15 protein-coding genes are annotated in these 25,292 nt (G+C 74.5%); 14 read left to right on the forward strand and 1 reads right to left on the reverse strand.

Going from position 1 to position 25,292, the window contains the following annotated elements; genetic code table 11:
• Positions 1-27 precede the first annotated feature (27 nt).
• From B056_RS0132495 to B056_RS0132515, 5 genes are read left to right on the forward strand one after another with little or no spacing between them, the layout of a single operon-like run.
• A complete protein-coding gene (locus B056_RS0132495) occupies positions 28-1,071 on the forward strand; it encodes a 3-oxoacyl-ACP synthase III family protein (RefSeq protein WP_018506020.1) in 1,044 nt (347 codons plus the stop codon).
• Positions 1,071-3,044: an HAD-IIIC family phosphatase gene (locus B056_RS0132500; RefSeq protein WP_018506021.1), complete on the forward strand. Its 1,974-nt coding sequence runs from the start codon at positions 1,071-1,073 to the stop codon at positions 3,042-3,044. Before B056_RS0132495 ends, B056_RS0132500 begins: the two co-directional genes overlap by 1 nt.
• Positions 3,041-3,274 carry an acyl carrier protein gene (locus B056_RS0132505; RefSeq protein WP_018506022.1) on the forward strand — a complete coding sequence of 78 codons (234 nt, stop codon included), beginning with the start codon at positions 3,041-3,043 and terminating at the stop codon, positions 3,272-3,274. Before B056_RS0132500 ends, B056_RS0132505 begins: the two co-directional genes overlap by 4 nt.
• Positions 3,271-4,182 carry a 2-oxo acid dehydrogenase subunit E2 gene (locus B056_RS0132510; RefSeq protein WP_018506023.1) on the forward strand — a complete coding sequence of 304 codons (912 nt, stop codon included), beginning with the start codon at positions 3,271-3,273 and terminating at the stop codon, positions 4,180-4,182. The genes B056_RS0132505 and B056_RS0132510 overlap by 4 nt, the downstream gene beginning before the upstream one ends.
• Positions 4,179-5,300, forward strand: coding sequence for an alpha/beta fold hydrolase (locus B056_RS0132515; RefSeq protein ID WP_018506024.1), 1,122 nt, complete (start codon positions 4,179-4,181; stop codon positions 5,298-5,300). Before B056_RS0132510 ends, B056_RS0132515 begins: the two co-directional genes overlap by 4 nt.
• Here the strand turns inward: B056_RS0132515 and B056_RS0132520 are convergent.
• Positions 5,267-6,016: a TetR/AcrR family transcriptional regulator gene (locus B056_RS0132520; protein ID WP_018506025.1), complete on the reverse strand. Its 750-nt coding sequence runs from the start codon at positions 6,014-6,016 to the stop codon at positions 5,267-5,269. The two genes, B056_RS0132515 and B056_RS0132520, sit on opposite strands and share 34 nt — an antisense overlap.
• A gap of 79 nt (positions 6,017-6,095) precedes the next feature.
• Between B056_RS0132520 and B056_RS0132525 the strand changes: the two genes are divergently transcribed.
• The 9 genes from B056_RS0132525 to B056_RS42215 all read left to right on the forward strand — a co-directional run.
• A complete protein-coding gene (locus B056_RS0132525) occupies positions 6,096-7,553 on the forward strand; it encodes a DHA2 family efflux MFS transporter permease subunit (protein WP_018506026.1) in 1,458 nt (485 codons plus the stop codon).
• 195 nt (positions 7,554-7,748) lie between these two features.
• Positions 7,749-8,789, forward strand: a complete 1,041-nt coding sequence (locus B056_RS0132530; protein ID WP_018506027.1) for an LLM class flavin-dependent oxidoreductase — start codon at positions 7,749-7,751, stop codon at positions 8,787-8,789.
• A gap of 52 nt (positions 8,790-8,841) precedes the next feature.
• Positions 8,842-10,482, forward strand: coding sequence for an ABC transporter substrate-binding protein (locus B056_RS0132535; protein ID WP_018506028.1), 1,641 nt, complete (start codon positions 8,842-8,844; stop codon positions 10,480-10,482).
• Complete coding sequence (locus B056_RS0132540) at positions 10,482-11,432, forward strand: ABC transporter permease (protein ID WP_018506029.1); 951 nt, start codon at positions 10,482-10,484, stop codon at positions 11,430-11,432. The genes B056_RS0132535 and B056_RS0132540 overlap by 1 nt, the downstream gene beginning before the upstream one ends.
• Positions 11,429-12,292 (forward strand): ABC transporter permease, encoded by an 864-nt coding sequence (locus B056_RS0132545; RefSeq protein WP_026240411.1) that lies wholly within the window; start codon positions 11,429-11,431, stop codon positions 12,290-12,292. The genes B056_RS0132540 and B056_RS0132545 overlap by 4 nt, the downstream gene beginning before the upstream one ends.
• The gene (locus B056_RS0132550; protein ID WP_018506031.1) at positions 12,289-14,079 is read left to right on the forward strand and encodes a dipeptide ABC transporter ATP-binding protein; all 1,791 of its coding nucleotides are present in this window, start codon (positions 12,289-12,291) and stop codon (positions 14,077-14,079) included. The genes B056_RS0132545 and B056_RS0132550 overlap by 4 nt, the downstream gene beginning before the upstream one ends.
• 107 nt (positions 14,080-14,186) lie before the next feature.
• Positions 14,187-15,383: a cytochrome P450 gene (locus B056_RS0132555; protein WP_018506032.1), complete on the forward strand. Its 1,197-nt coding sequence runs from the start codon at positions 14,187-14,189 to the stop codon at positions 15,381-15,383.
• A 60-nt stretch (positions 15,384-15,443) separates the two neighbouring features.
• Positions 15,444-15,638, forward strand: coding sequence for a ferredoxin (locus B056_RS0132560; protein WP_018506033.1), 195 nt, complete (start codon positions 15,444-15,446; stop codon positions 15,636-15,638).
• A 192-nt stretch (positions 15,639-15,830) separates the two neighbouring features.
• Positions 15,831-25,292, forward strand: a 9,462-nt coding sequence (locus B056_RS42215; RefSeq protein WP_018506034.1) for a type I polyketide synthase, incomplete at its 3' end; no start/stop codon positions are given.

Below are 25,292 nucleotides of genomic sequence, written 5' to 3' on the forward strand. Positions count from 1 at the left end.
GCCCGCCGCGCAGGAGAGGAGCACACCGTGCCCGGTCCCGACATCCACGTCCTGTCCGCCGGTTCGGCGCTGCCGGGGCCAGCGGTGGACAACGCCACCCTGGCCCAGCGGTTCGGCATGGACACGCTCTGGCAGCAGTGGATCGAGGTGTTCATCGGGACCAGGGCCCGGCACCTGGCCCTCGACCTGGAGTCCGGCCAGCTCACCAGCACCCTCGCCGAGCTCGTCGAGCGGGCGGGCCGCCAGGCGCTGGCCGCGGCCGGGCTGGGGCCCGGCGACATCGACGCGGTGGTGCTCGGCACCGCCACCCCCGACCAGCTCATGCCGGCCACCGTGAACATCGTCGCCGACCGGCTGGGCATCAACGACGTCCGGACCTACCAGTTGCAGTCCGGGTGCTCCGGTGCCGTGCAGGCGCTGGACGTGGCGCGCCAGATCCTGCTGGCCGGCAGCGGCCGGCGGGTACTGGTCCTCGGCGGCGACGTGATCGCCCGGTTCTACGACGTCACCGCAGACCTGCGCAAACTGCCGCCCGCGCAGCTCGTCAACTACGTGCTGTTCGGGGACGCCGCCGGCGCGGCGGTGCTGTCGACCGAGCCGGGCCCCGGCTCGGCGGTGGTGCGGGCGCTGTTCACCCGGCTGGTCGGGCTCGGCCGTCCGCCCGGCGCGACGCTGGAGTGGTTCGGGCCGACCGACCGTGACAGCACCCGCCCGGCCGCGACCGAGGACTACAAGGCCATCGAGCAGCACGTGCCGGCGATGACCGGCGAGGTGCTCGAGGAGCTGCTCACCGCCACCGGCTGGAGCCCCGGCGAGGTGGACCTGCTGCTGCCGCCGCAGCTGTCCGGGCGGATGACCAGGCTGATCACCGAGAAGCTGGCGCTGCCCCGGGCCGGTGAGGTGACCGTCGTCGACGAGGCCGGCAACTGCGGCAACGCGATCGTCTTCCTCCAGCTGGAGCGGGCGCTGGCCAAGCTCGGCGCGGGTGAGCGGGCGGTCGGCGTCTCCATCGAGTCCAGCAAGTGGATCAAGGCCGGCTTCGCCCTGCAGGGCGGCGGAGGGGACTCCTGATGACCCGGACCGCACCAGCCGAGGCCGCGCCGACCGAGGCGGCCCCGGACCAGACCGCGCCACCCCAGACCGCGGCGACTGAAGCCGCGCCGGCCGAGAACGCGCCGGAGCCGGATCTGCGGGCGCTGCACCGGGCCGGGCGGCTCGCCGCCGACTACCCGACTGTCCGGGGGCTGCTCGCCGGGCTGAGCGGGCCCGAGCTGCTCGCCGCCGGGCGGCTGCTGGCCCGGCTCGACCCCGACGAGGTGCTCGCCGCGCATCCCCGGGTGCCCGCGCCGGCGGTCACCGTCACCGGGCACGGCACCCTCAACGCGCTGGTCCCCGCGTTGACCGCCGAGCTCGCCCGGCACGGCGTGCTCGGCCGTCTCGAACTCGCGGACTTCGACACCTGGGTCACCGAGCTGATCGACCCCGGCAGCGCGCTGTACGCGGGACGGCCGTCCTTCGTGCTGCTCGTGCTCGACCCGGAGGTCGTCAGCGACGACCTGCCGAACCCGTGGCGGGCCGGCGACGCCGAACGGGTGCTGGCGGAGAAGACCGCGCTGGTGGAGCGGGTCGTGGACGTCTTCGGCTCGGCCGGGCAGGGCGCCACGCTGGTACTCAACACACTGGCGCTGCCCGGCGAGCTGACCGGCCAGCTGCTCGACCGCCGCGAGCGGGCCCGGCTGGGAGCGGCCTGGCGGGAGGCGAACGCGCGGCTGCTGCGGCTCGCCGAGACCCATCCGGCGGTGGCCGTCGTCGACCTCGACCCGCTGCTCGCCGCCGGCATCCCCGCCCGTGACCCGCGGGCGGCCGTCTACGCGCACGCGCACCTGTCCGACGCGCTGCTCGCCGCCTACGCCCGGGAGGTGGCCCACCTGATCCGGGCCGCGACCGGCGGCGGGCGCAAGGTGCTCGCGCTCGACCTCGACGAGACCGTCTGGGGCGGCATCCTCGGTGAGGTCGGCCCGGAGGGCATCGAGGTCGACGGCGGCTACCGCGGCCAGGCGTTCCGCCGGTTCCAGCGGGTCGTGCGCCAGATCGGCGCGCAGGGCGTGCTGCTCGCGGCGGTCAGCAAGAACGACCAGGAGCCGGTCGTCTCGGTGCTGCGCGAACACCCGGGCATGGTGCTGCGCGAGGACGACTTCGCCGTGGTCCGCGCCGACTGGGGGCCCAAGCACCGCCATCTCGCCGAGCTGGCCGCCGAGCTCGGTCTGGGGGTGGACAGCATCGTCTTCGTCGACGACAGCCCGTTCGAGCGCGGTGTGGTGCGCCGCGAGCTGCCCGGGGTCGCCGTCGTCGACGTCGACGGTGAGCCGGCGCTGCACGTCCAGCGGCTGCTCGCCGACGGCTGGTTCGACGTGCGCGAGCTGACCGCCGACGACGTGGCCCGCCCCGAGCGCTACCGGGCCGACCGGGCCCGCCGGGAGCTGCTGGACACCGCCGGCTCCCTGGACGACTACCTGCGCGAGCTCGGTATCGCGGTCACCGTCGAGCCGGCAGCACCCGCGCAGCTCGCCCGGGTCTCCCAGCTGACCCTGCGCACCAACCAGTTCAACCTGAACACCCGTCGGCTGCGGCCCGCCGAGGTCGAGGCGCTTGCCGCGGACCCGGCGGTCCGGGTACTCGTCGTCTCCTCGGCCGACCGGCTGGGCGACAACGGCCTGGTCGGGGTGGTGGTGACCAGCCGGGACGGCACCACGCTGCGCATCGACGACTTCCTGCTCAGCTGCCGGGTGTTCGCCCGCGGCATCGAGCAGGCGGTGCTGGCCGCGGTGCTGCGCCACGCGCACCGGACCGGCGCCGCCGAGGTCCGCGCCGACTACACCCGCACCGCGAAGAACGGCAAGGTCGCCGACTTCTACCCCCGCGCCGGCTTCGCCGCGGTGAGCGCGGACGACGCCGGTGCCCGCTTCCGCCACGACCTTCGCGACCTGCCCGAGCCGCCGCCGCACGTCCGCCTGACCGCCCGCTTCGATGAGGACGCACCGTGACCGTGAGAACCGTCGAGGACTTCGTCGCCCTGCTGCGCGACGAGCTCGCCCTGCCCGTCACCGCCGACGACCTCGACCGGGATCTCGACTCCGTGGAGTCGTGGGACTCGGTCCAGCTGCTGGCGCTGTGCACGATCCTGGAGCGGGAGACCGGCCGCTCGCTCCCGCTGGCCGAGGTCCTGGAGGCCCCCAGCCTGGAGGCCGTCTACCAGCTGGCGGTGCGGTCGTGACGGCGGGCACGCCGACGGCTCCCGCCGGCCCGCGCGCGGCTGCCGGCGGCGGCCCGGCGGCGGCTCCCGCGCCCGGCACGGGCACCGGCACCGGCGGTACCGCCGGCACCGCCGGCGGCGGCGAACCCGAGCTGGTGGCCGCCGGGCCCGCGCCGCTGCCCCGGCAGCGCCGGCACACCCAGTTCTTCCTGGCGACGGTGCGCGAGTTCTCCCCCGTGTTCCTGGACACCGAGGTGGACATGACCCGGGTGCTCGCCCACCGCGAGGCGGCGCGGGCGCAGAGCGGGGTGCGCTACGCGACGAGCGCCTACGTGCTGCGGGCCGCCGGGCGCGTGCTGGCCCGCCACCCGGACGCCAACGCGGCGCTGCGCGGCGGGCTGCGGACCCGGGTCGCGCACTACCCGTTCGTCCACGGCAAGCTGACGCTGGACAAGGTCCTGGACGGGCGGCGGGTGGTCCTCGGCACCGTGGTGCCGAACCTGCACGAGGTGGGCCTGGCGGAGATCCAGGCGCACCTGGAGCGGGTCCGCGACGGCGACCCGCAGCGGCTGCCCGACTTCGAGGGGATCCGCCGGCTGCACGCGGCGCCGTGGCTGGTGGGCCGGCTCCGTTTCCGCCGGGCAGCCCGCTCGCTGGCCCTGCGCCCGCATCTGACCGGCACCTTCGCCGTGACATCGCTGGGCCACCGGGCGGTCGACTCCTTCCAGTCGGTCGGCGGCACGACCACGACCTTCGGCGTCGGGCGCGTCCTGCCCCGGGCGGTGGTGCGCGACGGCGAGCTGGCCGTGGCCCCGGTGCTGCGCCTGAGCCTCTCCTTCGACCACCGGGCGATCGACGGCGCCCAGGCCGCCGACGTGCTGACCGAGGTCAAGGAAGCCCTGGAACAGAACGATCTGGAGCGGACGTGAACGATCTCGCCGAGCTGAAGACCTTCGTCGTGGCACACGCGGTGTCGCAGGGGCTGCCCGCCGGGCACTACGACCCGCTGCTGGCCCGGATCCGCCACGACGAGGACGGCGTCCCGGGCTCGTGGGCGTTCGAGTGGAGCGCGCTGGCCGACGACCTGGCCGCCGAGGGCCGGTCGCTGGAGGCCAGCGTGCACTACACGATGGCCCGCTTCCCGTTCGTCGACGGTCCGGCGCGGGCCCGGGCGCTCGAGCGGGCGACCGGGGAGTTCGCCCGCTGGAGCACCGCGCACCCGGCGCTGCGCCGCCTGGACGTCGAGCTGCCCGCGGGCCGGGTGCGCTGCTGGACGACCGGCCTCGACGCTGGGAGCACCGGGGAGGCCGGGGGCGCCGCCGGGCCACGGCCGCTGCTGGTCATGACCGGGGGCATCGTGTCGACCAAGGAGCAGTGGGCGCCGGTGCTGCTGGGCCTGGCCGAGCTGGGCTTCGCCGGGCTGGTCACCGAGCTGCCGGGCGTCGGCGAGAACACGTTGCCCTACCGGGCCGACAGCTGGACGCTGTTCCCCGCCCTGCTCGACGCGATCGGCCGGCCGGCCGGCACCGCCGACGTCTACCTGCTGGCGCTGAGCTTCAGCGGTCAGCTGGCGCTGCGGGCCGCGCTGCACGACGACCGGATCGCCGGGGTGGTGGGCGCGGGCGCCCCGGTGCGGGAGTTCTTCACCGACCCCGCCTGGCAGCGCCGGGTGCCGAGGGTCACCACCGACACCCTGGCGCACCTGACCCGGACCAGCGCCGAGGACGTCTACCCGGCTGTGCGGGACTGGGCGCTGCGGGAGGACGAGCTGGCGGCGCTGCGGATTCCGGTCGCGCACGTGACCAGCCTGCGTGACGAGATCATCCCGCCCGGCGACGCGCGGCTGCTGCGCCGGCTGGTGCCGCGGATCCGGCTGCTCGCCCATGACGACGTGCACGGCGCGCCGTCGCACTTCGCCCAGACCCGGCTGTGGACGCTGTTGTCGGTGCTGCGCATGCACGGCGGCAACGCCCCGACCCGGCTGGCGCTGACCCGGCAGTTCGCCCGGCTGCGCTACGCCGACCCGGCGGTGCGCTCCGCCGCCTGAGCTCGGGCGTCGTCCGCGCCTCCGGGCCCCCCGGAGGGCGCGGACGGCGCGACGGGTGCGGCCGAAGCGGGGCCGAAGGCGCGCAGGAAGGTGTCGACCCCGGCGCGGACGACCTCGTCGACCTCACGCGGCTGCAGTGGCCGGGCGCCCAGGATGCTGCGCGCCGGCAGCTCCTCGTAGACCAGCGAGATGAACTGGTTCGCCCCGCGCATCGGGTCGTCGATGTGCAGCAGACCCGCGTGCGCGAGCCGGGCGAGCCGCCCGGCCAGCACCTCCACGAACTGGTCGGCGCCGCTGGCGCGCACGGCGTCGTAGAGGTCGGGGAAGCGCAGCGCCTCGGCGTAGAGCAGCCGGCGCACCGCCTCGGACCGCTCGTCGCAGTAGCAGTCGACGAGCCGGGTCGCTACGTCCTCCAGCCCGCCGCGCAGCCCGCCCGCGTCCTGGGGAAAGCTCTCGAGCACCTCGAGCGCCTTCGCGTTGGACAGCGCCGCGGTCGTCGTCATGACGTACCGGAACAGGTTCTCCTTCGACCCCAGGTGGTTGTAGATCGTCGGCTTCGCCACCCCCGCCTCGGTGGCGATCAGGTCGATCGTCGCCTCGGCGTAGCCGTGCCGGGCGAAGACCCGCAGCGCGGCCTCCACGATCGCGCGCCGCTTGTCCAGCCGGCCCCGTTCTGCCGGGATTCCCGCCGCGCCGGTGGTCTCGCCCACACCCATGCACGCATGCTACCGTCCGACCCATCACATTGAAACGAGCAGTTCACTTTTACTCAAGATCGGTTTCAAGGAGGGTTCGATGGTAGGCACGGACACGGCGGAGGACAGCCCCCCTCGGCTCGATTCCGCCCTGCTGATCCTCATCGGGGTGATGGTGCTCGGCGGGATGATGTCCTACCTGGACGCGACCATCGTCAACGTCGGGATCAGCACGCTCAGCGCGGAGTTCGAGGCCTCGCTCGCCACGATCGAGTGGGTGACCACCGGCTACCTGCTGGCGGTCGCGCTCGCCATCCCGCTGGCCGGCTGGGCGATGGCGCGCTTCGGCTCGCGGCGGATGTGGCTGCTCGGCCTGTCGCTGTTCCTCGCCGGCTCGGCGCTGTGCGCGGTGGCCTGGAACGCGGAGAGTCTGATCGCCTTCCGGGTCCTGCAGGGGCTCGGCGGCGGCATGGTCGACCCGATCATGATGACCGTGGTGGCCGGCGCCGCCGGCCCGGCCCGCATGGGGCGGGTGATGGGCCTGATCTCGGTTCCGATCACGCTCGGGCCGGTGCTCGGCCCGATCGTCGGCGGCGTGCTGCTGGAGAACTTCTCCTGGGAGTGGATGTTCCTGGTGAACATCCCGTTCGCGCTGGCCGCGATCGTGCTGGCCGTCGTGGTACTGCCCGCCGACCCGCCGCGGGACGGCTCACCGGTGCCCCTCGACGCCCTCGGCGTGGCCCTGCTGTGCCCCGGCTTCGCCGCGGTCGTCTTCGCGCTCTCCCAGGCCGGGCGGGACGGCTTCGGCAGCGTCCAGGTCGTGATCGGCCTGGTCCTCGGCGCCGCGCTGTTCGCCGGGTACGCCGCGCACGCCCTGCGCACCGCCGGCACCCCGCTGCTCGACCTGCGGCTGTTCGCCAGCAAGGGCTTCAGTGCCAGCGTGACCATCATGTTCCTGGTCGGCGGCGGCCTGTTCGCGCTGCTGTTCCTGCTGCCGCTCTATTACCAGCAGGTGCACGACCACTCGGTGCTGGAGTCCGGCCTGCTGCTGGCCCCGCTGGGCGTCGGCACCATGATCGGCATGCCGCTGGCCGGCAACCTCGCCGACCGCATCGGCGCGCGGCTGCTGGTGCCCACCGGCGCCCTGCTGGTCACCGCGGGCGCCCTGGTGTTCACCCAGTCCGGGGCGGACACCTCCCAGGCCCTGCTGACCCCCGCCCAGCTCGTCATCGGCTTCGGGCTCGGGCTGGTCGGCGCGCCCACGATGGGCTCGGTGTACCGCACCGTCCCGCTGACGGCGGTCGCCGGCGCGACCGGCGCGGTGTTCATCCTCAACCAGATCGGCGCGTCGCTGGGCGTGGCGGTCGTGGCCCTGATCCTGCAGGGCGGCGGGGCACACGCGGCCCCGACGGCCGACTCGTTCGCGAACGCCTTCTGGTGGCCGGTCGCCGCCGGCCTCGTCGTGTTCTCGGCCGGCTTCCTGCTGCCCGGCCGCCCGGCGCCGGCCCCCCAGGCGGCCCCGGCCGCCCCCGCGGAGCCGGTGCCCAACTCGGTCTGAGCCCGCGCCGGACCGCTCTCCCCCGGACCGGTCCCGGAGCCCCTGACCCGGCGCCCGGGACCACCCCTCGCCCCGCTCCATCCGGGCTCGCATCCACCCGTACCTCACCCACCGCACACACGTACCCACGCACGGCTCGCGCCGACATCCGCCGCCCCGCCGCCTGGCGCCGGGGCGGCCTTCCCGGAGGCTCCGATGACACGCCCCGCCGGTCTGCCCCTGTCCGTCCTCGACGTCGTACCCGTCTTCGAGGGCGGCAGCGCCACCCGGGCGCTGCGCGACACCGTCGCGCTCGCGCCCCGGGTGGAGGAGCTCGGCTACCACCGGTACTGGGTGGCCGAGCACCACAACACCCCCAGCCTGGCCACCTCGACACCGGCGGTGCTCGCCGGCCGGATCGCCGCGGCGACCAGCACGCTGCGGGTCGGGTCGGGCGGGGTGCTGCTGCCCAACCACGCCCCGCTCGTCGTCGCCGAGCAGTTCGGCACGCTGGAGGCGTTCTTCCCGGGCCGGGTCGACCTCGGGCTGGGCCGGGCGCCCGGCACCGATCCGACCACCGCCCGGGCGCTGCGCCGCGCCCCCGGCGGCGACGACGGCTTCGAGGGCCAGCTGCGGGAGCTCTCCGGCTACTTCGCCCCGACCGACCCGGGCAGCCGGGTGCTCGCGGTGCCCGCCGCCGACAGCCGGCCGGAGCTGTGGCTGCTCGGTTCCAGTCCGGCCAGCGCCGGGCTCGCCGCCGCCCTCGGCCTCCCCTACGCCTTCGCCCACCACATCAACCCGCACGCGAGCGCGGCGGCGCTGCGCCACTACCGGGCCGCCTTCCAGCCCTCGGCCCACCTCGACCGGCCGTACGCGCTGATCAGCGTGATCGCGACGGTCGCCGACAGCGACCAGGCCGCGGCGCAAGCCGCCGCCCCCTACCTGCTCGGCAAGATCTGGATGCGCACCATCGGCGCCTTCGACGCGTTCCCCTCCGCCGACACCGAGCGCGCGCACGCCTACAACCAGGCCGAGCGGGCCTTCCTCACGGATCTCGCCGCCCCCCAGGTCATCGGCGGCGTGGACACGGTGCGCCGGCAGCTGGCCGGGCTGGTCGAGGCCACCGGCGCGGACGAGCTGATGGCGCTCACCGTGGTGCCCGGCCAGGCCGACCGCCTGCGGTCCTTCGAGCTGCTCGCCAGCGCGGCGGCGACGGTAAGTCCAGCCACCCAGCCAGGGATTTCAGCGCGGCTTTAGAAACCGCCACCAAGGTGGTGGTCCCTATCCATACCGTGTACGGAGTACTTGAATGCGATCGCGCCGAACGGCACGAAGAGCAGGGCTGTTCGCGGCCCTCGCCGTCACCCTGGCCACCGCGGCCTGCGGGTCCGACGACGGCGGGAGCGGCACCGCGGACGCCCAGCCACGCGTTGGTGGAAGCGTCACCTACGCCGCCCGGCAGGAGCCGGACTGCTGGGACCCCCATGCCAGTGCCCAGGACGTCACCGCGTTCGCACAGCGCTCGGTGTTCGACTCTCTCGTCTACCAGACGCCCGACGGCTCGTTCGAGCCGTGGCTGGCGAAGTCCTGGAAGATCAGCGACGACGGCCGCACCTACACCTTCGAGCTGCGCGACGACGTCACCTTCCACGACGGCGCCAAGCTCGACGCGGCGGCGGTCAAGGCGAACTTCGACCACATCGTCGCCAAGGACACCGAGTCCCAGTTCGCCGCCGGGCTGCTCGGGCCGTACGAGGGTGTGAAGGTCACCGGCCCGCAGGAGCTCCAGGTCTCGTTCAGCCGGCCCTACGCGCCGTTCCTGCAGGTCGTCAGCACCACCTTCCTCGGCATCGCCTCACCGGCGTCGCTGAAGGCCGGCGCCGACAAGCTGTGCTCGGGCACCGACTCGATCGGGTCGGGGCCGTTCAAGGCCGCCGCCTACACCCGCGGCCAGCAGCGCTCCTACACCCGGTTCGCCGACTACGACTGGGCGCCGAAGAGCGCCGGGCACAGCGGCCCCGCCCGGCTGGACTCGGTCACGATCCGGTTCATCACCGAGGACGCCACCCGGGTCGGCGCGCTCAGCTCCGGCCAGGTGGACGGCGCCGCCGACATCCCGTCCAACCAGATCGCCTCGGTCGGCAAGAACCCGCGGCTGACCACGATCAGCAAGCAGGTGCCGGGCGCCGTCGACGCCTTCTACCTCAACACCAAGAGCGAGCTGTTCTCCGACATCCGGGTGCGCAAGGCGTTCCAGCGCAGCCTCGACCTGGACACCATCGTGAAGTCGGTGTTCCAGGGCACCACCGAGCGGGCGTGGAGCCCGCTGTCCCCGACCACTCCGAACAGCTACGACCCGTCGCTGGAGAAGACCTGGCCGTACGACCCGGACGAGGCCGGCAAGCTGCTCGACGAGGCCGGCTGGACCGGGCGCGACGCCGAGGGCTACCGCACCAAGGACGGCAAGCGGCTGACCGTCTTCGCGCCGATCTACGGTGAGGCGACCGTCTTCTCCCAGGCGGCCCAGGCCGAACTGAAGAAGATCGGCTTCTTCCTCGACCTGCACGCCTCGACGGACGCCGCCGAGATCTCCGGCCTGCTGGACGGCGGGAAGTACGACACCGTCGAGCTGCAGTGGGCCCGCCCGGACGGTGACATCCTGAGCTCGTTCTTCCTGTCCACCGAGACCTCCGTGGGCGGCGGCCACAACTTCGCCCTCGTCGCCGACCCGCAGGTCGACGAGTGGCTGAAGGCGGCCCAGGCCGAGCAGGACCCGAAGGAGCGGGCGAAGTACTACTCCCAGGTCCAGAAGTGGACGATCGACCAGGCCGTCGTCGTCCCGGCGTATGTGAAGAACGGGGTCGTCGGGGTCAACAAGAAGGTGCACGACCTGCGGCTGAGCATCGCCACCTGGCCCGAGTTCTACCCCGCCTGGGTGCAGGCCGACTGATGCACCCGGCCATCCGTCTCGTGGCGGTCCGCCTGCTCGGCGCCGTCCTGGTCATCTGGGGCGCGGTCACCGCCGCGTTCCTGGTGCTCCAGCTCATACCCGGGGACCCGGTCAACGCGATCATCGGAACGCACGCGCTGGTCGGGCCGGAACAGCGAGCCCAGATCCGGGCCGAGTACGGCCTGGACGACTCGCTGTTCGCGCAGTACCTGGACCACATGGGACGGCTGGCCACCGGTCGCCTCGGCGACTCCTACCAGCTCCAGCAGCCGGTCTGGTCGGTGATCACCGACCAGGTGGGCGCGACCGTCGAGCTCGCCCTGTGGGCGATGCTCTCCGCGGTGGTGCTCGCGGTGGCCGTGACCCTGCTGACCTCCGGTCGGGCCCGCTGGCCCCGCCGGATCAGCTCGCTGCTGGAGCTGGTCGTCGTCTCCACTCCCCCCTTCTGGCTGGGGATCCTCCTGCTCACCGTCTTCTCGTTCCACCTCGGCTGGTTCCCGGTGGCCGACGCCGGTGACCCGCGCTCGCTGATCCTGCCGGTGGTCACCCTCGCGCTGCCGATCGCGGCGGTGCTCATCCAGGTGATGCGCGAGGGGCTGCTCTCCGCTCTGGAGGCGCCCTTCGTGCTGACCGCGCGGGCCCGGGGCAGCGCCGAGTACTCGGTGCGCGCGCGGCACGCGCTGCGGCACGCGAGCCTGCCCGCGCTGACCCTGTCGGGCTGGTTCGTCGGCACGCTGCTCGGCGGCGCCGTGATCGTGGAGACCGTCTTCGCCCGCTCCGGCATCGGGCGGGTGGCCCTGCAGGCCGTCTCCGACCGCGACTTCCCCGTCGTGCAAGGGGTGGTCGCGCTGTCAGCGGTGGTGTTCGTCGCCGTCAGCGCCCTGCTGGAGCTGCTGTACGCGGTGGTCGACCCTCGGCTGCGCAGGCGGACGGGGGTGGCCGCGGCATGAGCGTCCCCACGTTTCGCGTCCCGGGCCGGTCGGGCCGGTCAGCCCGGCGGGGCGGGCTGCGCCCGGGTGTGCTGATCGCCGCGCTCGTGCTGCTGCTGTTCCTCCTGGCGGCGGCCTGGCCGTCGCTGTTCACCGGCACCGGGCCCACCGACGGCGACCTGCTCGCCACCCTGCAGGCGCCGGGCGGCGACCACTGGTTCGGCACCGACCAGCTCGGCCGGGACGTCTTCGCCCGGGTGGTGCACGGAACCCGCTACTCGCTGACCATCGGAGTCGCCGCCACCGGCATCGCCATGGCGATCGCCACGGTCTGGGGGCTGGCGGCCGCACTGGGTGGCCGGTTCGTGGACACGCTGCTCATGCGCATCACCGACGTGATGCTGGCGCTGCCCGCCCTGCTGCTCGCGCTGATAGTCGTGATGATCACCGGCAAGGGTGTGGTCGGCGTCACGCTGGCCGTCGCCATCAGCGGCGTTCCCGGGTTCGCCCGGGTGATCCGCGGCCAGGCGCTGGTCGTCCGCCGCTCCGGGTACGTGAGCGCGGCGGTCGGGCTGGGCGTGCACCGGTGGCGGGTCGCCGCCCGGCACGTACTGCCGAACACCCTGGCGCCGCTGCTGGTCTTCGCCACCGTCACCCTCGGCATCGCCATCGCCTCGGCGTCGGCGCTGAGCTATCTCGGCCTCGGCGCCCAGCCACCCAGCCCCGAGTGGGGGGCGATGCTGACCGAGGGCCAGGACTACCTGGGGCAGGCCTGGTGGATCGCGGTGTTCCCCGGCCTGCTGCTGGTCGCCGTGGTCCTCGCGGTCACCGTGCTCGGCCGCCACGCGCAGGCCAGGTCAGAAGGGCGGGTCTGGTCATGACGGCCGTCACCGGAGCCGACGACGCTCCCGAGCTGCTCTCTCCCCCGGCGGCGGCGGTGTCCCCGCCGGAATCACCGCAGCCGCCGGAGCCGGCCGTGCTGGTCGAGGTGGACGGCCTCGACGTGCGGTTCGGCTCCGGCCCCGGGCAGGTGCACGCCGTGCGCGACGTCTCGCTCACCCTGACCGCGGGCCGCTGCCTGGCCCTCGTCGGGGAGTCCGGGTCCGGCAAGAGCGCGCTGGCCCGCGCGCTGCTCGGCCTGGCCGGGCCGACGGCCACCGTCACCGCCCGCCGGCTGCGCATCGACGACGCGGACCCCCTCGCCTTCCGGCCGCGGGACTGGCTGAAGGTCCGCGGCCGGCGCATCGGGCTGGTCTCCCAGGACGCGCTGGTCGCGCTCGACCCGCTCCGCCCGATCGGCCGCGAGGTCGCCGAGCCGATCCTGGCGCACCGGCTGCTCCCCCGTAAGGAGGTCGAGCCGGCCGTGCACACGCTGCTGGAGCGGGTCGGCATCCCCGACCCGGCCGAGCGGGCCCGCAGCTACGCCCATCAGCTCTCCGGCGGCCTGCGCCAGCGGGCGCTGATCGCCTCCGCGCTGGCCGCCGGGCCCGGCCTGCTCATCGCGGACGAGCCGACCACCGCGCTCGACGCCTCGGTGCAGGCCCGCATCCTCGGCCTGCTCGGGCAGCTCAAGGCGGAGGGCACCGGGCTGCTGCTGATCAGTCATGACCTGGCGGTGGTCGAGGCGCTGGCCGACGAGGTCGCGGTGATGCGCGAGGGGGTCGTCGTCGAGACCGGGCCGGCCGCCGATGTCCTGGCCAGCCCCCAGCATCCCTACACGATCGCGCTGCTGGACGCCGTCCCCGGCCGTCGCGGACGTCCGGACGCCGTCGACCCGGCGGCCGACACCACCGCGACCGCCACCACGACCGACGCGGCCGGGGCGGCCGGGGCGGATGACGTCCTGGGCTCCGCCGAGGCGGCACCGCTGCTCGCGGTCGCCGGTGCCACCAAGCACTTCCGCGGGCCGCGGGGCAGCCGGCGCACCGCCGTCGACGACGTCTCGTTCACCCTGCGGGCCGGTGAGACGCTCGGGCTGGTGGGCGAGTCGGGCTCCGGGAAGTCCACCCTGGCCGGCCTGGTGCTCGGCCTCGTCGCCGCCGACGCCGGCGAGATCCGGCTGGCCGGGCAGCCGTGGAGCGGCGTACCCGAGCGGGAACGGCGGGCCCGGCGCCACCTGCTCCAGCTCGTCCCGCAGGATCCGCTGAGCGCCTTCGATCCACGCTGGACGGTCGCCCGCATCATCGGTGAAGGCCTGGAGGCCGCCGGGGTGGCGCGCCGGGAGCGCCGCGCGCAGGCCCTGACCCTGCTGGAACAGGTCGGGCTGTCCGACGTCCACCTGGACCGCCGCCCGCTGGCGCTGTCCGGGGGGCAGCGGCAGCGGGTGGCCATCGCCCGCGCGCTGGCGACCCGGCCGCGGCTGCTCGTCTGCGACGAGCCCGTCTCCGCCCTCGACGTCTCGGTGCAGGCGCAGGTGCTGGCCCTGTTCCGGGAGCTGAGCGACTCCCTCGGACTGGCCACCCTGTTCATCTCGCACGACCTGGCCGTGGTGCGGGAGGTCTGCGCCCGGGTGCTGGTGATGAAGGACGGCCGGATCGTCGAGACCGGACCGGTGGAGCAGGTGTTCGCCGACCCGCGGCACCGGTACACCCAGGAGCTGCTCTCCGCCGTCCCCGGGGAGGCGGGGCGGGCCTACCGCGCGCGCTTCGCCGACCGGCTGACGCTTTAGCCCCGGCTAACTGGGAGCGGTCATCCTACCGGCGCACCCGGCGCGGACGGCGCACCTCGACCGGTCCGCGGCCCCGGGGCCAGGACCTGTCCCCTGGAGGTCGTCCCATGACTGGGACCGAGATCCCCGAGTACCCGCTGGCGCGGACGTGCCCGTTCCACCCGCCCGCCGGTTACGCCCGCTACCGCGAGCACGGGCCGGTGAACCCGGTGCGGCTCTACGACGGCCGGCGGGTGTGGGCCGTCACCGGGCACGCCGAGGCCCGTGAAGTGCTGCTGAACACGGGGCTGTTCTCGTCGGAGCGCGCCGACCCGCGCTACCCGGCGACCAGCCCGCGTTTCGAGGCGGCCCGCAAGGTCCGCAACTTCATCGGCATGGACCCGCCGGACCACACCGCGCAGCGGCGGATGCTGCAGTCCAGCTTCACCATGCGCCGGATCAACGGCCTGCGCCCCGGCATCCAGCGGCTCGTCGACGAGCTGCTCGACGCGGTCGTCGCCAAGGGCCCGGTGGTCGACCTGGTGCCCGAGTTCGCGCTGCCGATCCCGTCGATCGTCATCTCCGAGCTGCTCGGGGTGCCCTACGGGGACCACGCGTTCTTCGAGCAGCAGTCGCGGCGGGTGGCCAGCGGCACCTCGACGCTGGAGGAGAGCGCGGACGCGTTCACCCAGCTGCTCCAGTACCTCGACGGGCTCATCCAGGACAAGGAACGCTCCGCCGGCGACGGCCTGCTCGACGTCCTCATCGCCGAGCAGGTGCGCCCCGGGATCCTGACCCGGCGCGAGCTCGTCGACATCTCACTGCTGCTGCTCGTGGCCGGCCACGAGACGACGGCCAGCGCCATCGCGCTCGGCGTGGTCGCCCTGCTCGAGCACCCCGACCAGCTCGCCGCGCTGCGCGCCGACCCCGCGCTGCTGCCGAGCGCCGTCGAGGAGCTGCTGCGCTTCACCACGATCGCCGACAGCGTCGCCCGGTTCGCGACGGCCGACACCGAACTGGCCGGCCAGCCCGTCGCCGCCGGGGACGGCGTTCTCGTCGTGCTCTCCGCCGCGAACCGCGACGACACGGTCTTCCCCGACCCGGACCTTCTCGACCTGACCCGCCGCGCCCGTAGCCACGTGTCCTTCGGTCACGGCGCGCACCAGTGCATCGGGCACAACATCGCCCGCGCCGAGCTGGAGATCGCCTTCTCCACGCTGTTCGCCCGCCTCCCCGGCCTGCGGCTCGCGGTGCCGCTCGACCGGCTCCCCGGCAAGGACGCCGGCGGGGTGCAGGGCGTCTTCGAGCTGCCCGTCGCCTGGTGAGGGCGCGGGGCGGGTGAGGGGCGTCCGCCCCGGCACCGACGACGAAAAGGACCGGACCGCATGCGCGTCATCGCTGACACCAACCGCTGCCTGGGCGCCGGGCAGTGCGTCCTGGCCGACCCCGAGCGCTTCGACCAGTCGGACGACGGCATCGTCGTGGTGCTGCGGGCCGAGGCCACGGACCCGGCCGAGCAGGAGGAGGTGCGGGAGACCGTCTCCCACTGCCCGTCGCGCGCGCTCTCCCTGGCCGACTGACCCTGCTGGCCTACTGGCTCTGCTGGCCTACTGACCCTGCTGGCCAACTGGCTCTGCTGGCCTACTGACGACGCCCCGGCCGCGGCCGGCGCGTCCCCGGTGCTTTAGCCGGCGCGAAGGACACCGTTAGCCACCGCACCGACGCTCGAGGCCTACCCGCCGTGTCGTTCTCACGAGGGAGCCCGAGCACAGATGGTCAACGATCAGGTCCCGTCCGGCAATGGCCAGTCGTCCGCCCGTGGGCAGTCACCCGCCGCGGCCGCCTTCCCCTCGGCGGCCGCGGCGGGTGAACCGGTGGCCGTCATCGGCCTGGCCGCCCGGCTGCCCGGAGCACCGGACGTCGCCGCGTTCTGGCGGCTGCTGGAGCGCGGCGGGCAGGCGGTCGGCGCCCCGCCGGCGGACCGCTGGTCCGCGGACGCGCCGCCGTTCGGCGCGTTCCTCGACGAGGTCGACCGCTTCGACGCCGACTTCTTCGGGATCTCCCCCCGGGAGGCCGCCGCGACCGACCCCCAGCAGCGGCTGCTGCTGGAGCTGGGCTGGGAGGCGGTCGAGGACGCCCGGATCGTGCCGGCCACCCTCGCCGGCAGCCGTACCGCCGTGTTCACCGCGGCGATCTGGGACGACTACGCCGCCCTGCACCATCAGCGGGGCGGCCCGGCGGCGGGCCGGCACACCATGACCGGGCTCGGCCGGGGCCTGCTCGCCAACCGGCTGTCCTACCTGCTCGGGCTCACCGGGCCCAGCCTCACCGTGGACGCCGCCCAGTCCTCGTCGCTGGTCGCCGTGCACCTGGCCGCCGAGTCGCTGCGCCGCGGCGAGGCGGAGCTGGCGATCGTCGGCGGGATCAACCTCATCCTGGCCCCGGCCAGCTCCGCCGCGAGCGTCCGCTTCGGCGCGCTCTCGCCGGACGGCCGCTGCTTCACCTTCGACGCGCGGGCCAACGGCTACGTGCGTGGCGAGGGCGGGGTCGCCGTCGTCCTCAAGCCGCTCGCCCGCGCCCTCGCGGACGGCGACCCGGTGCGCTGCGTGCTGCTCGGCGGCGCGGTCAACAACGACGGCGGCGGCGCCGGCCTGACCGTGCCCGACCAGCACGCCCAGGAGGCGGTGCTGCGCGCCGCCTACCAGGCCGCCGGCGTCTCGCCCGCGCGGGCGAGGTACGTCGAGCTGCATGGCACCGGCACACCCGTCGGCGACCCGGTGGAGGCGGCGGCGCTGGGCGCGGTGATCGGCGCGGCCCGTGCCGGGGAGAACACCGGGCCACTGCTGGTCGGCTCGGCCAAGACGAACGTGGGTCACCTCGAGGGGGCCGCCGGCCTGGTCGGCCTGCTCAAGACCGCTCTCGCCCTCTCCCACCGGCGGCTGCCCGCCAGCCTGAACTTCGAGCGGCCGAACCCGGCGATCCCCCTGGACGAGCTCGGCCTGCGGGTCGTCACGGAGGCCACCGACTGGCCGGCGGACGACAGCGCGCCGATCGCCGGGGTCAGCTCCTTCGGGATGGGCGGCACCAACTGCCACCTGGTCCTGGCCGCGCCCCCGGTCGCCGTCGACGCGGCGCCACCTGACGCGGTGCCGGCCGACTCGGTGCCGGGAACGGCGCCCGCCGAGGATCTCCCGCTGCCCTGGGTGCTCTCCGGCCGCGGCGAGCCGGCCCTGCGCGGGCAGGCCCGGCGCCTCCTCACGCTGTTGGAAGAGGACAGCTCCGGCAGTAGCCCGGACGGCACTTCGCGTGGCGACGCCGTCCGCCCGGTGGACGTCGGCTACTCGCTGGCGGCGACCCGCACCCACTTCGAGGACCGCGCGGTGATCCTGGCCGCCGACCAGCCGTCCCGGCTGGCCGCGCTGCGCGCGCTGAGCCAGGGTGACCCGGCCACCGGCCTGGTCACGGGGCAGGCGCCGGGCGAGGCGGGCGGCTCCTGGGCGTTCCTGTTCACCGGGCAGGGCAGCCAGCGGCCCGGGATGGGCCGCGAGCTGTACGACGCGTTCCCCGCGTACGCCGCCGCGTTCGACGAGCTGTGCGCCGCGTTCGACCCGCACCTGGACCGGCCGCTGCGCGACGTCGTGTTCGCCGCCGAGGGCAGTCCCGACGCGGCCCTGCTCGACAGCACCCGCTACACCCAGCCGGCGCTGTTCACCGTGGAGGTCGCGCTCTTCCGGCTGGTGACCGGCTGGGGACCACGCCCGGCCCTGCTCGCCGGCCACTCCATCGGTGAGCTGGCCGCCGCGCACGCCGCCGGAGTGCTCGATCTCGCCGACGCGGCGGCGCTCGTCGCCGCCCGCGGCCGGCTGATGGGCGCGCTGCCGCCCGGCGGCGCGATGGTCGCCGTCGAGGCCGACGAGCCCGAGGTCCTGGAGCTGCTCGCCGACCGGGACGGGCGGGTCGCCGTCGCCGCGGTGAACGGGCCGCGGGCGGTGGTCCTCTCCGGAGACGAGCCGGCCACCCTCGAAGTGGCCGCGGCACTGGCGGAACGCGGCCGGCGCACCCGCCGGCTGACCGTCAGCCACGCCTTCCACTCCCCGCACATGGACGGCATGCTCGCCGACTTCCGGGAGGCCGCCGCCGCGGTGGAGCTGCGCGCACCGCGTATCCCGCTGGTCAGCAACGTCACCGGGGCCCTCGCTACCACGGACCAGCTGACCTCTCCGGACTACTGGGTACGGCACGTCCGCGACACCGTCCGGTTCGGCGCCGGGGTAGCCGCGCTGACCGCCGCCGGGGCCACCGGTTTCGTCGAGCTCGGGCCGGACGCGGTGCTCAGCGCCCTCGTCCCCGCGGCGGTACCGACCCTGCGCCGCGGCCGGCGGGAGGTCGCCACCCTGCTGGGCGCGCTGGCGACCGCGCACGTCCGGGGCGCCGAGGTGGACTGGGCCGGGCTCCTCGCCGAGCACGGCGGACGCGCGACCGACCTGCCCACCTACGCCTTCCAGCGCAGCCGGCACTGGCTCGCGGACACACCCGCGCCCACGAGCACCACCCCCACGGGCACCGTGCCCGCCAGCACCGCTGTTCCTGCCGGCACGGCGGTCGACGGCACCGCGGCGCACGGCGTCACGGTGAACGGCACCACGGCGGACGGCGCCGGGGCGGGTACAGGTCCCGGGGTCGCTCTCGCCGGGCTGGCCGACGCCGACCGGGCGCGGCGGCTGCGCGCCCTCGTCCTGGACCGGACCGCTGCCGTGCTCGACCACGGGTCGGCGGACGACATCGACCACCGCCGCACCTTCCGCGACCTCGGTTTCGACTCCCTGGCGGGCGTCGAGCTGCGGGACCGCCTCGCCGAGGCGACCGGCCTGACGCTGCCGGCCGGCCTGGTGTACGACCAGCCCACCGTCGACGCCCTCGTCACCCACCTCGACGGCCTGCTCACCGGCCACGCGGCCACCGCCGCACCGAGCCGACGAGAGGGCACCGGTTCGGGGGCGGACGACCCGATCGTCATCGTGTCGATGGCCTGCCGCCTGCCCGGCGGGATCACGTCTCCCGAGCAGCTGTGGGAGCTGGTCGCCGCCGGCGGGGACGCCGTCGGCCCGTTCCCCACCGACCGCGGCTGGGACCTCGACGGGCTCTATGACCCGGACCCCGACCAGCCCGGGACCGTCTACACCCGGCAGGGCGGGTTCCTGCACGACGCCGGGGACTTCGACCCTGAACTGTTCGGGATCTCCCCGCGCGAGGCGACCGCGATGGACCCGCAGCAGCGGCTGCTGCTGGAGACGTCCTGGGAGGCGTTCGAACGGGCCGGGATCGTCCCGGGATCGCTGCGCGGCTCGCGCACCGGCGTGTTCGCCGGGGCGACGTCGATGGACTACGGCCCGCGGCTGCACGAGCCGGCGGGCGGGGTCGAGGGCTACCTCCTCACCGGCACGACGACGAGCATCGTGTCCGGGCGGGTGGCGTACGCGTTCGGGCTGGAGGGTCCGGCGGTCACCGTCGACACCGCCTGCTCCTCCTCCCTGGTCGCCCTGCACCTCGCCGCCCAGGCACTACGCAGCGGCGAATGCGACCTGGCGCTGGCCGGCGGCGTCACCGTCATGGCGACCCCGGGCATGTTCCTGGAGTTCAGCCGCCAGCGGGGGCTGGCCGCCGACGGCCGCTGCAAACCCTTCGCCGACGCCGCCGACGGCACCGGCTGGTCCGAAGGCGCCGGCATCCTGCTGCTCGAACGGCTCTCGGACGCCCGGCGCAACAACCACCCGGTCCTGGCGTTGGTCCGCGGCACCGCGGTCAACCAGGACGGGGCCAGCAACGGGCTCACCGCCCCGAACGGGCCGTCGCAGGAGCGGGTGATCCGCCAGGCCCTCGCCAACGCGGGGCTGAACCCCGCCGATGTGGACGCGGTCGAGGCGCACGGCACCGGCACCCGNCTCGGCGACCCCATCGAAGCCCAGGCCCTCCTCGCCACCTACGGCCAGAACCGACCCGACGACCAGCCTCTGTGGCTCGGCAGCCTGAAGTCCAACATCGGCCACGCCCAGGCCGCGGCCGGGGTCGCCGGCATCGTCAAGATCGTCCAGGCTCTCCACAACAGCGAGCTGCCACGCACCCTGCACGTCGACGAACCCACCCCGCACGTCGACTGGGACAGCGGAAACATCTCGCTGCTCACCGAGAGCCAACCCTGGGAACCGGGCGCCCGGCCCCGCCGCGCCGCCGTCTCCTCCTTCGGCATCAGCGGCACCAACGCCCACGTCATCCTCGAGGAATCACCCGATCCCGGGCCGGTCGGCTCCAGCGACGCGCCCACCACCGACCCCACGGATCTACCCGACGGCACGCCCGCCGGCCCCGGCGCCACCGGTGACACCGATGGCACGGTCAACGTCCCCGTTCCCGCGCCACGCCTCCCCCAGGACGACCTCGCCGGGCCCGAGGCGACCCGGCCGGACGACCCACGCATCGTGCCGTGGTTGTTGTCGGGTCACAGTGAGCNGGCCCTCCAGGCCCAGGCCCGCACCCTCCAGGCCTACCTCGCCGACCAGCCCGACACCCACCCCGCCGCGATCGCCGCCACCCTCACCCACCACCGCACCCACCACACCCACCGCGCCGTCATCCTCATCCACACCAGCACCGACAACACCATCCCCGCCGACGCGCTGGCGGCGTTGGCCGCCCTGGCCACCGGTGGCGAGCACCCCCACCTCACCCGCGGACACGTCCCCCCCACACCCCGCCTCGGCTACCTCTTCACCGGCCACCTCACCCGCGGACACGTCCCCCCCACACCCCGCCTCGGCTACCTCTTCACCGGCCAGGGCAGCCAACGCCCCGGCATGGGCCGCGAACTCTACAAAGCATTCCCCGTCTTCGCCAACGCCTTCGACGAAACCGCCGCCGCCTTCACCCCCCACCTCGAACACCCCCTCCACGACATCACCTTCGCCACACCCGACACCCCCCAAGCCCACCTCCTCAACCAAACCCACTACACCCAACCCGCCCTGTTCACCCTCCAAACCGCCCTCTACCACCTCCTCACCCACCACGGCCTCACCCCCGACTACCTCACCGGCCACTCCATCGGCGAAATCACCGCCGCCCACCTCGCCGGCATCCTCACCCTCACCGACGCCGCCACCCTCGTCGCCACCCGCGGCCACCTCATGAACACCGCCCCACCCGGCGGCTCCATGATCGCCATCGACACCACCGAAGAAGACATCACCCCCCACCTCACCCCCACCACCTCCATCGCCGCCATCAACAGCCCCACCACCCTCGTCATCGCCGGCGACCCCGAAACCGTCCACACCATCGCCGCGCACTACCAGAACCAGAACATCCGCACCCGCCCCCTCACCGTCAGCCACGCCTTCCACTCACCCCACATGGACCCCATCCTCGACCAGCTCCACCACACCCTCACCACCCTCACNNTCCACCCNCCCCGCATCCCCATCATCAGCACCCTCACCGGCACCCTCGCCGACCACACCATCACCACCCCCGACTACTGGACCCGCCACACCCGCCACACCGTCCGCTACCACCAAGCCGTCCAAACCCTCACCACCCTCAACACCACCCTGCACCTCGAACTCGGACCCCACCCCACCCTCACCACCCTCACCCCCCACACCACCCCCACCCTGCGCACCGGCCACCCCGAAACCCACACCCTCACCACCGCCCTCGCCACCACCCACACCCACGGCTTCCCCACCCACTGGCACACCCCCCACCCCACCACCCCCACCAACCTCCCCACCTACCCCTTCCAGCGGCAGCGGTACTGGCTGGTGCCGCCCCGGCCCAGCTCCGGCGTGAGCGAACTCGGCCTGACAGCTCCCGGCCATCCCCTGCTCGGCGCCGCCGTGGAGCGCGCCGACGACGGCGGCCTGCTGTTCACCGGCACCCTCGACCTCGACCGCCACCCCTGGCTCGCCGACCACGAGATCCTCGGCGCCACGCCGCTGCCGGGCGCCGCCCTGGTCGATCTGGCGCTCACCGCGGGTGAGCAGGTGGGTCTGGCCCGGGTGGAGGAACTGACCCTGCACGCGCCGCTGCTGCTGACGGCGGCCGGCGGCCTCGCCCTGCAGCTCACGGTCGCCCCGCCCGGCGCGGACGGCACCCGGGCACTGACCGTCCACTCGCGCGCCCAGGGTTCGGACGAGCCGTGGACCCACCACGCCACCGGCCTGCTGGCTCCGCCTGTCGAGACGCCGGCCCTGGCCGGGCCCGGCGCCGAGTGGCCACCGAAGGGCGCCGAGCCGCTCGACGCCGACGCGCTGTACGCCGAGCTGGCCGACCTCGGCTACCACTACGGACCGGCCTTCCGCGGGGTGCGGGCGGCCTGGCGGCGCGGCGACGAGCTGTTCGCGGAGCTGGTCCGCCCGGACGACGCCGACCCCCGTACCGGTACCGGCGCGCCGGCCGGGGCCGCGGGACCGCAGAACGCCTCGGCGCCACGGTTCTCCCTGCACCCGGTGCTGCTGGACGCGGCACTGCATCCGCTGGTCGCCCGCGAGGCGCGCCTGCGCGCGGACGGTCTTCCCCTTCCGTTCTCCTGGGCCGGAGTCCAGCTCGACGCCACGGACGCCGAGCGGCTGCGGGTGCGCTGGTCGGTGTCGACCGACGGCCACCCGACGCTGGCCGCGACCGACCCGGCCGGACACCCGGTACTCACCGTCGCCTCCGTCGCGCTGCTACCGGTGACCGCGGACCAGCTCCGGGCGGCCGGCGCCGAGGAGGTCCGCGACCTCTACCGGGTGAACTGGGTGCCGTTCTCCCCCGGCGCCACCGGCACCACCGGCGGCGCGGGTGAGGACGAGCTGGTCACCGTCGAGGTCGGTCCTGGCCGCGCCGCGGCGGAGGCCGCGCTGCGCGCGGTGCAGGAGTGGCTGGCCGACGAACGTCCCGGAACCGCACGTCTGGTGCTCGTGACACGGGGGGCGTTCGACGCCGACCCCTGGTCGGCCGCCGCGTGGGGGCTGGTCCGTTCGGCGCAGTCGGAGCACCCGGACCGTTTCGTCCTGCTCGATCTCCCGGCCGGTGATCCGGCGGCCGCCCCTGCCGGGCTGGCCGCGGCGATCGCGGCCGGGGAGGACCAGCTCGCCGTTCGTGACGGCCAGCTCGTCGTCCCCCGGCTCGGCCGGATCGCGCCGGCCACCGACACCGCTGAGACCACCGACACCGCTGAGGCCCGGTCCCGGAGCCGGTTCGACGGCACGGGCACCGTCCTGGTGACCGGTGGCACCGGGGGGCTGGGCCGGGTCATCGTGCGCCACCTCGTCGCCCGGCACGGGGTTCGCCACCTGCTGCTGGTGAGCCGGCGCGGCGAGCGGGCGCCGGGCGCCGCCGAGCTCGGCGTCGAACTGGCGGAGGCGGGCGCACAGGTCCGCTTCGCCGCCGCCGACACGGGTGACCGGGAGGCCCTGCGCGAGGTGATCGAGGGCATTCCCGCCGAGCATCCCCTCGGCGCGGTCCTCCACCTGGCCGGGGTGCTCGACGACGGCACCATCGAGACCCTCACCCCCGACCGCCTCACCACCACCCTCACCCCCAAAGCCGACGCCGCCACCCACCTCCACACCCTCACCCACAACCACCCCCTCCACACCTTCCTCCTCTTCTCCTCCATCACCGCCACCACCGGCACCGCCGGCCAAGCCAACTACGCCGCCGCCAACGCCTACCTCGACGCCCTCGCCCACCACCGCCACACCCACCACCTCCCCGCCACCAGCATCGCCTGGGGCCTCTGGCACCCCACCCCCAACAACAACAGCACCGACAGCACCAGCGACGGCCGCACCAGCGACACCAGCGGCATGGCCGCCACGCTCGACGCCGCCGACCAGGCCCGTTGGGCCAGGTCCGGGCTGCTGCCGCTGCACGTCGAGCAGGGTCTCGCACTCCTCGACGCCGCCCTGGCCACGCCGGACGAGCCGGCCCTGGTAGCGGTACGCATCGACTCCGCCGCGCTGGCGGCGCGGGCGCGCGGCGAGACACTGCCGGCGCCGTTGCGGTCCCTGGTCCGGCGGCCGCGACGCCAGGCTGCGACCGGCGGTGCCGCCGGGACGGAGTCGTGGGCGATCCGCACCGCCGCGCTGCCCGAGGCGGACCGCCGCCCGGTGGTTCTCGACCTGGTGGTGTCGAACGTGGCGTTCGTGCTGGGAGTCGCGACCGCCGCGACGATCGAGGCCGACCGGATCTTCCGCGATCTCGGCTTCGACTCGCTGGCCGCCGTCGACCTGCGCAACCGGCTCGGCACCGCCACCGGCCTGCGCCTACCCGCCACCGTCGTCTTCGACCACCCCACCCCGAACGCGCTGACGTCGTTCCTGCTCGGCCAGCTCGCGGACAGTGGTGAGAGTGGGCGGGCCGCCGTCCCCGCCGCACCCGTCCGGGTCAGCGGCACCGGGCCGTCCGACGACCCGATCGTCATCGTGTCGATGGCCTGCCGTCTGCCCGGCGGGGTCGCGTCCCCCGAGCAGCTCTGGGAGCTGGTCGCCGCCGGCCGGGACGCCGTCGGCCCCTTCCCGACCGACCGCGGCTGGGACCCGGACGCCCTCTACGACCCGGACCCCGACCACCTCGGCACCTCCTACACCAGGGAGGGCGGGTTCCTCTACGACGCCGGCCGGTTCGACCCGGAGTTCTTCGGGATGAGCCCACGCGAGGCGCTCGCCACCGACCCGCAGCAGCGGTTGCTGCTGGAGACGGCGTGGGAGCTGTTCGAGCGGGCCGGCATCGTCCCGGGCTCGGTCCGCGGCTCGCGCACCGGCGTGTTCGCCGGCGTCATGTACAACGACTACGGCTCACGTGGCCCACGGGCGCCCGAGGAGCTGGAGGGCTACCTGCTCACCGGCAACACCTCGAGCGTGATCTCCGGACGGCTCGCCTACACGTTCGGTCTGGAGGGCCCGGCGGTCACCGTCGACACCGCCTGCTCCTCCTCCCTGGTCGCCCTGCACCTCGCCGCCCAGGCACTACGCAGCGGCGAATGCGACCTCGCCCTCGCCGGCGGCGTCACCGTCATGGCCAGCCCCACGACCTTCATCGAGTTCAGCCGCCAGCGCGGTCTCGCCGCCGACGGCCGGTGCAAGTCCTTCGCCGCCACCGCCGACGGCACCGGCTGGTCCGAAGGCGCCGGCATCCTGCTGCTCGAACGGCTCTCGGACGCCCGGCGCAACAACCACCCGGTCCTGGCGTTG

This window comes from Parafrankia discariae (genome assembly GCF_000373365.1).
In the GTDB taxonomy this organism is placed as follows: Bacteria; Actinomycetota; Actinomycetes; order Frankiales; family Frankiaceae; genus Parafrankia; species Parafrankia discariae.

Bases quoted from the DNA above. Each gene is read 5' to 3' on its own strand.
- B056_RS0132500 (WP_018506021.1), top strand. From the start codon at position 1,071: ATGACCCGGACCGCACCAGCCGAGGCCGCGCCGACCGAGGCGGCCCCG.
- B056_RS0132520 (WP_018506025.1), bottom strand. From the start codon at position 6,016: ATGGGTGTGGGCGAGACCACCGGCGCGGCGGGAATCCCGGCAGAACGG.
- B056_RS0132525 (WP_018506026.1), top strand. From the start codon at position 6,096: ATGGTAGGCACGGACACGGCGGAGGACAGCCCCCCTCGGCTCGATTCC.
- B056_RS0132530 (WP_018506027.1), top strand. From the start codon at position 7,749: ATGACACGCCCCGCCGGTCTGCCCCTGTCCGTCCTCGACGTCGTACCC.
- B056_RS0132535 (WP_018506028.1), top strand. From the start codon at position 8,842: ATGCGATCGCGCCGAACGGCACGAAGAGCAGGGCTGTTCGCGGCCCTC.
- B056_RS0132540 (WP_018506029.1), top strand. From the start codon at position 10,482: ATGCACCCGGCCATCCGTCTCGTGGCGGTCCGCCTGCTCGGCGCCGTC.
- B056_RS0132545 (WP_026240411.1), top strand. From the start codon at position 11,429: ATGAGCGTCCCCACGTTTCGCGTCCCGGGCCGGTCGGGCCGGTCAGCC.
- B056_RS0132550 (WP_018506031.1), top strand. From the start codon at position 12,289: ATGACGGCCGTCACCGGAGCCGACGACGCTCCCGAGCTGCTCTCTCCC.
- B056_RS0132555 (WP_018506032.1), top strand. From the start codon at position 14,187: ATGACTGGGACCGAGATCCCCGAGTACCCGCTGGCGCGGACGTGCCCG.
- B056_RS0132560 (WP_018506033.1), top strand. From the start codon at position 15,444: ATGCGCGTCATCGCTGACACCAACCGCTGCCTGGGCGCCGGGCAGTGC.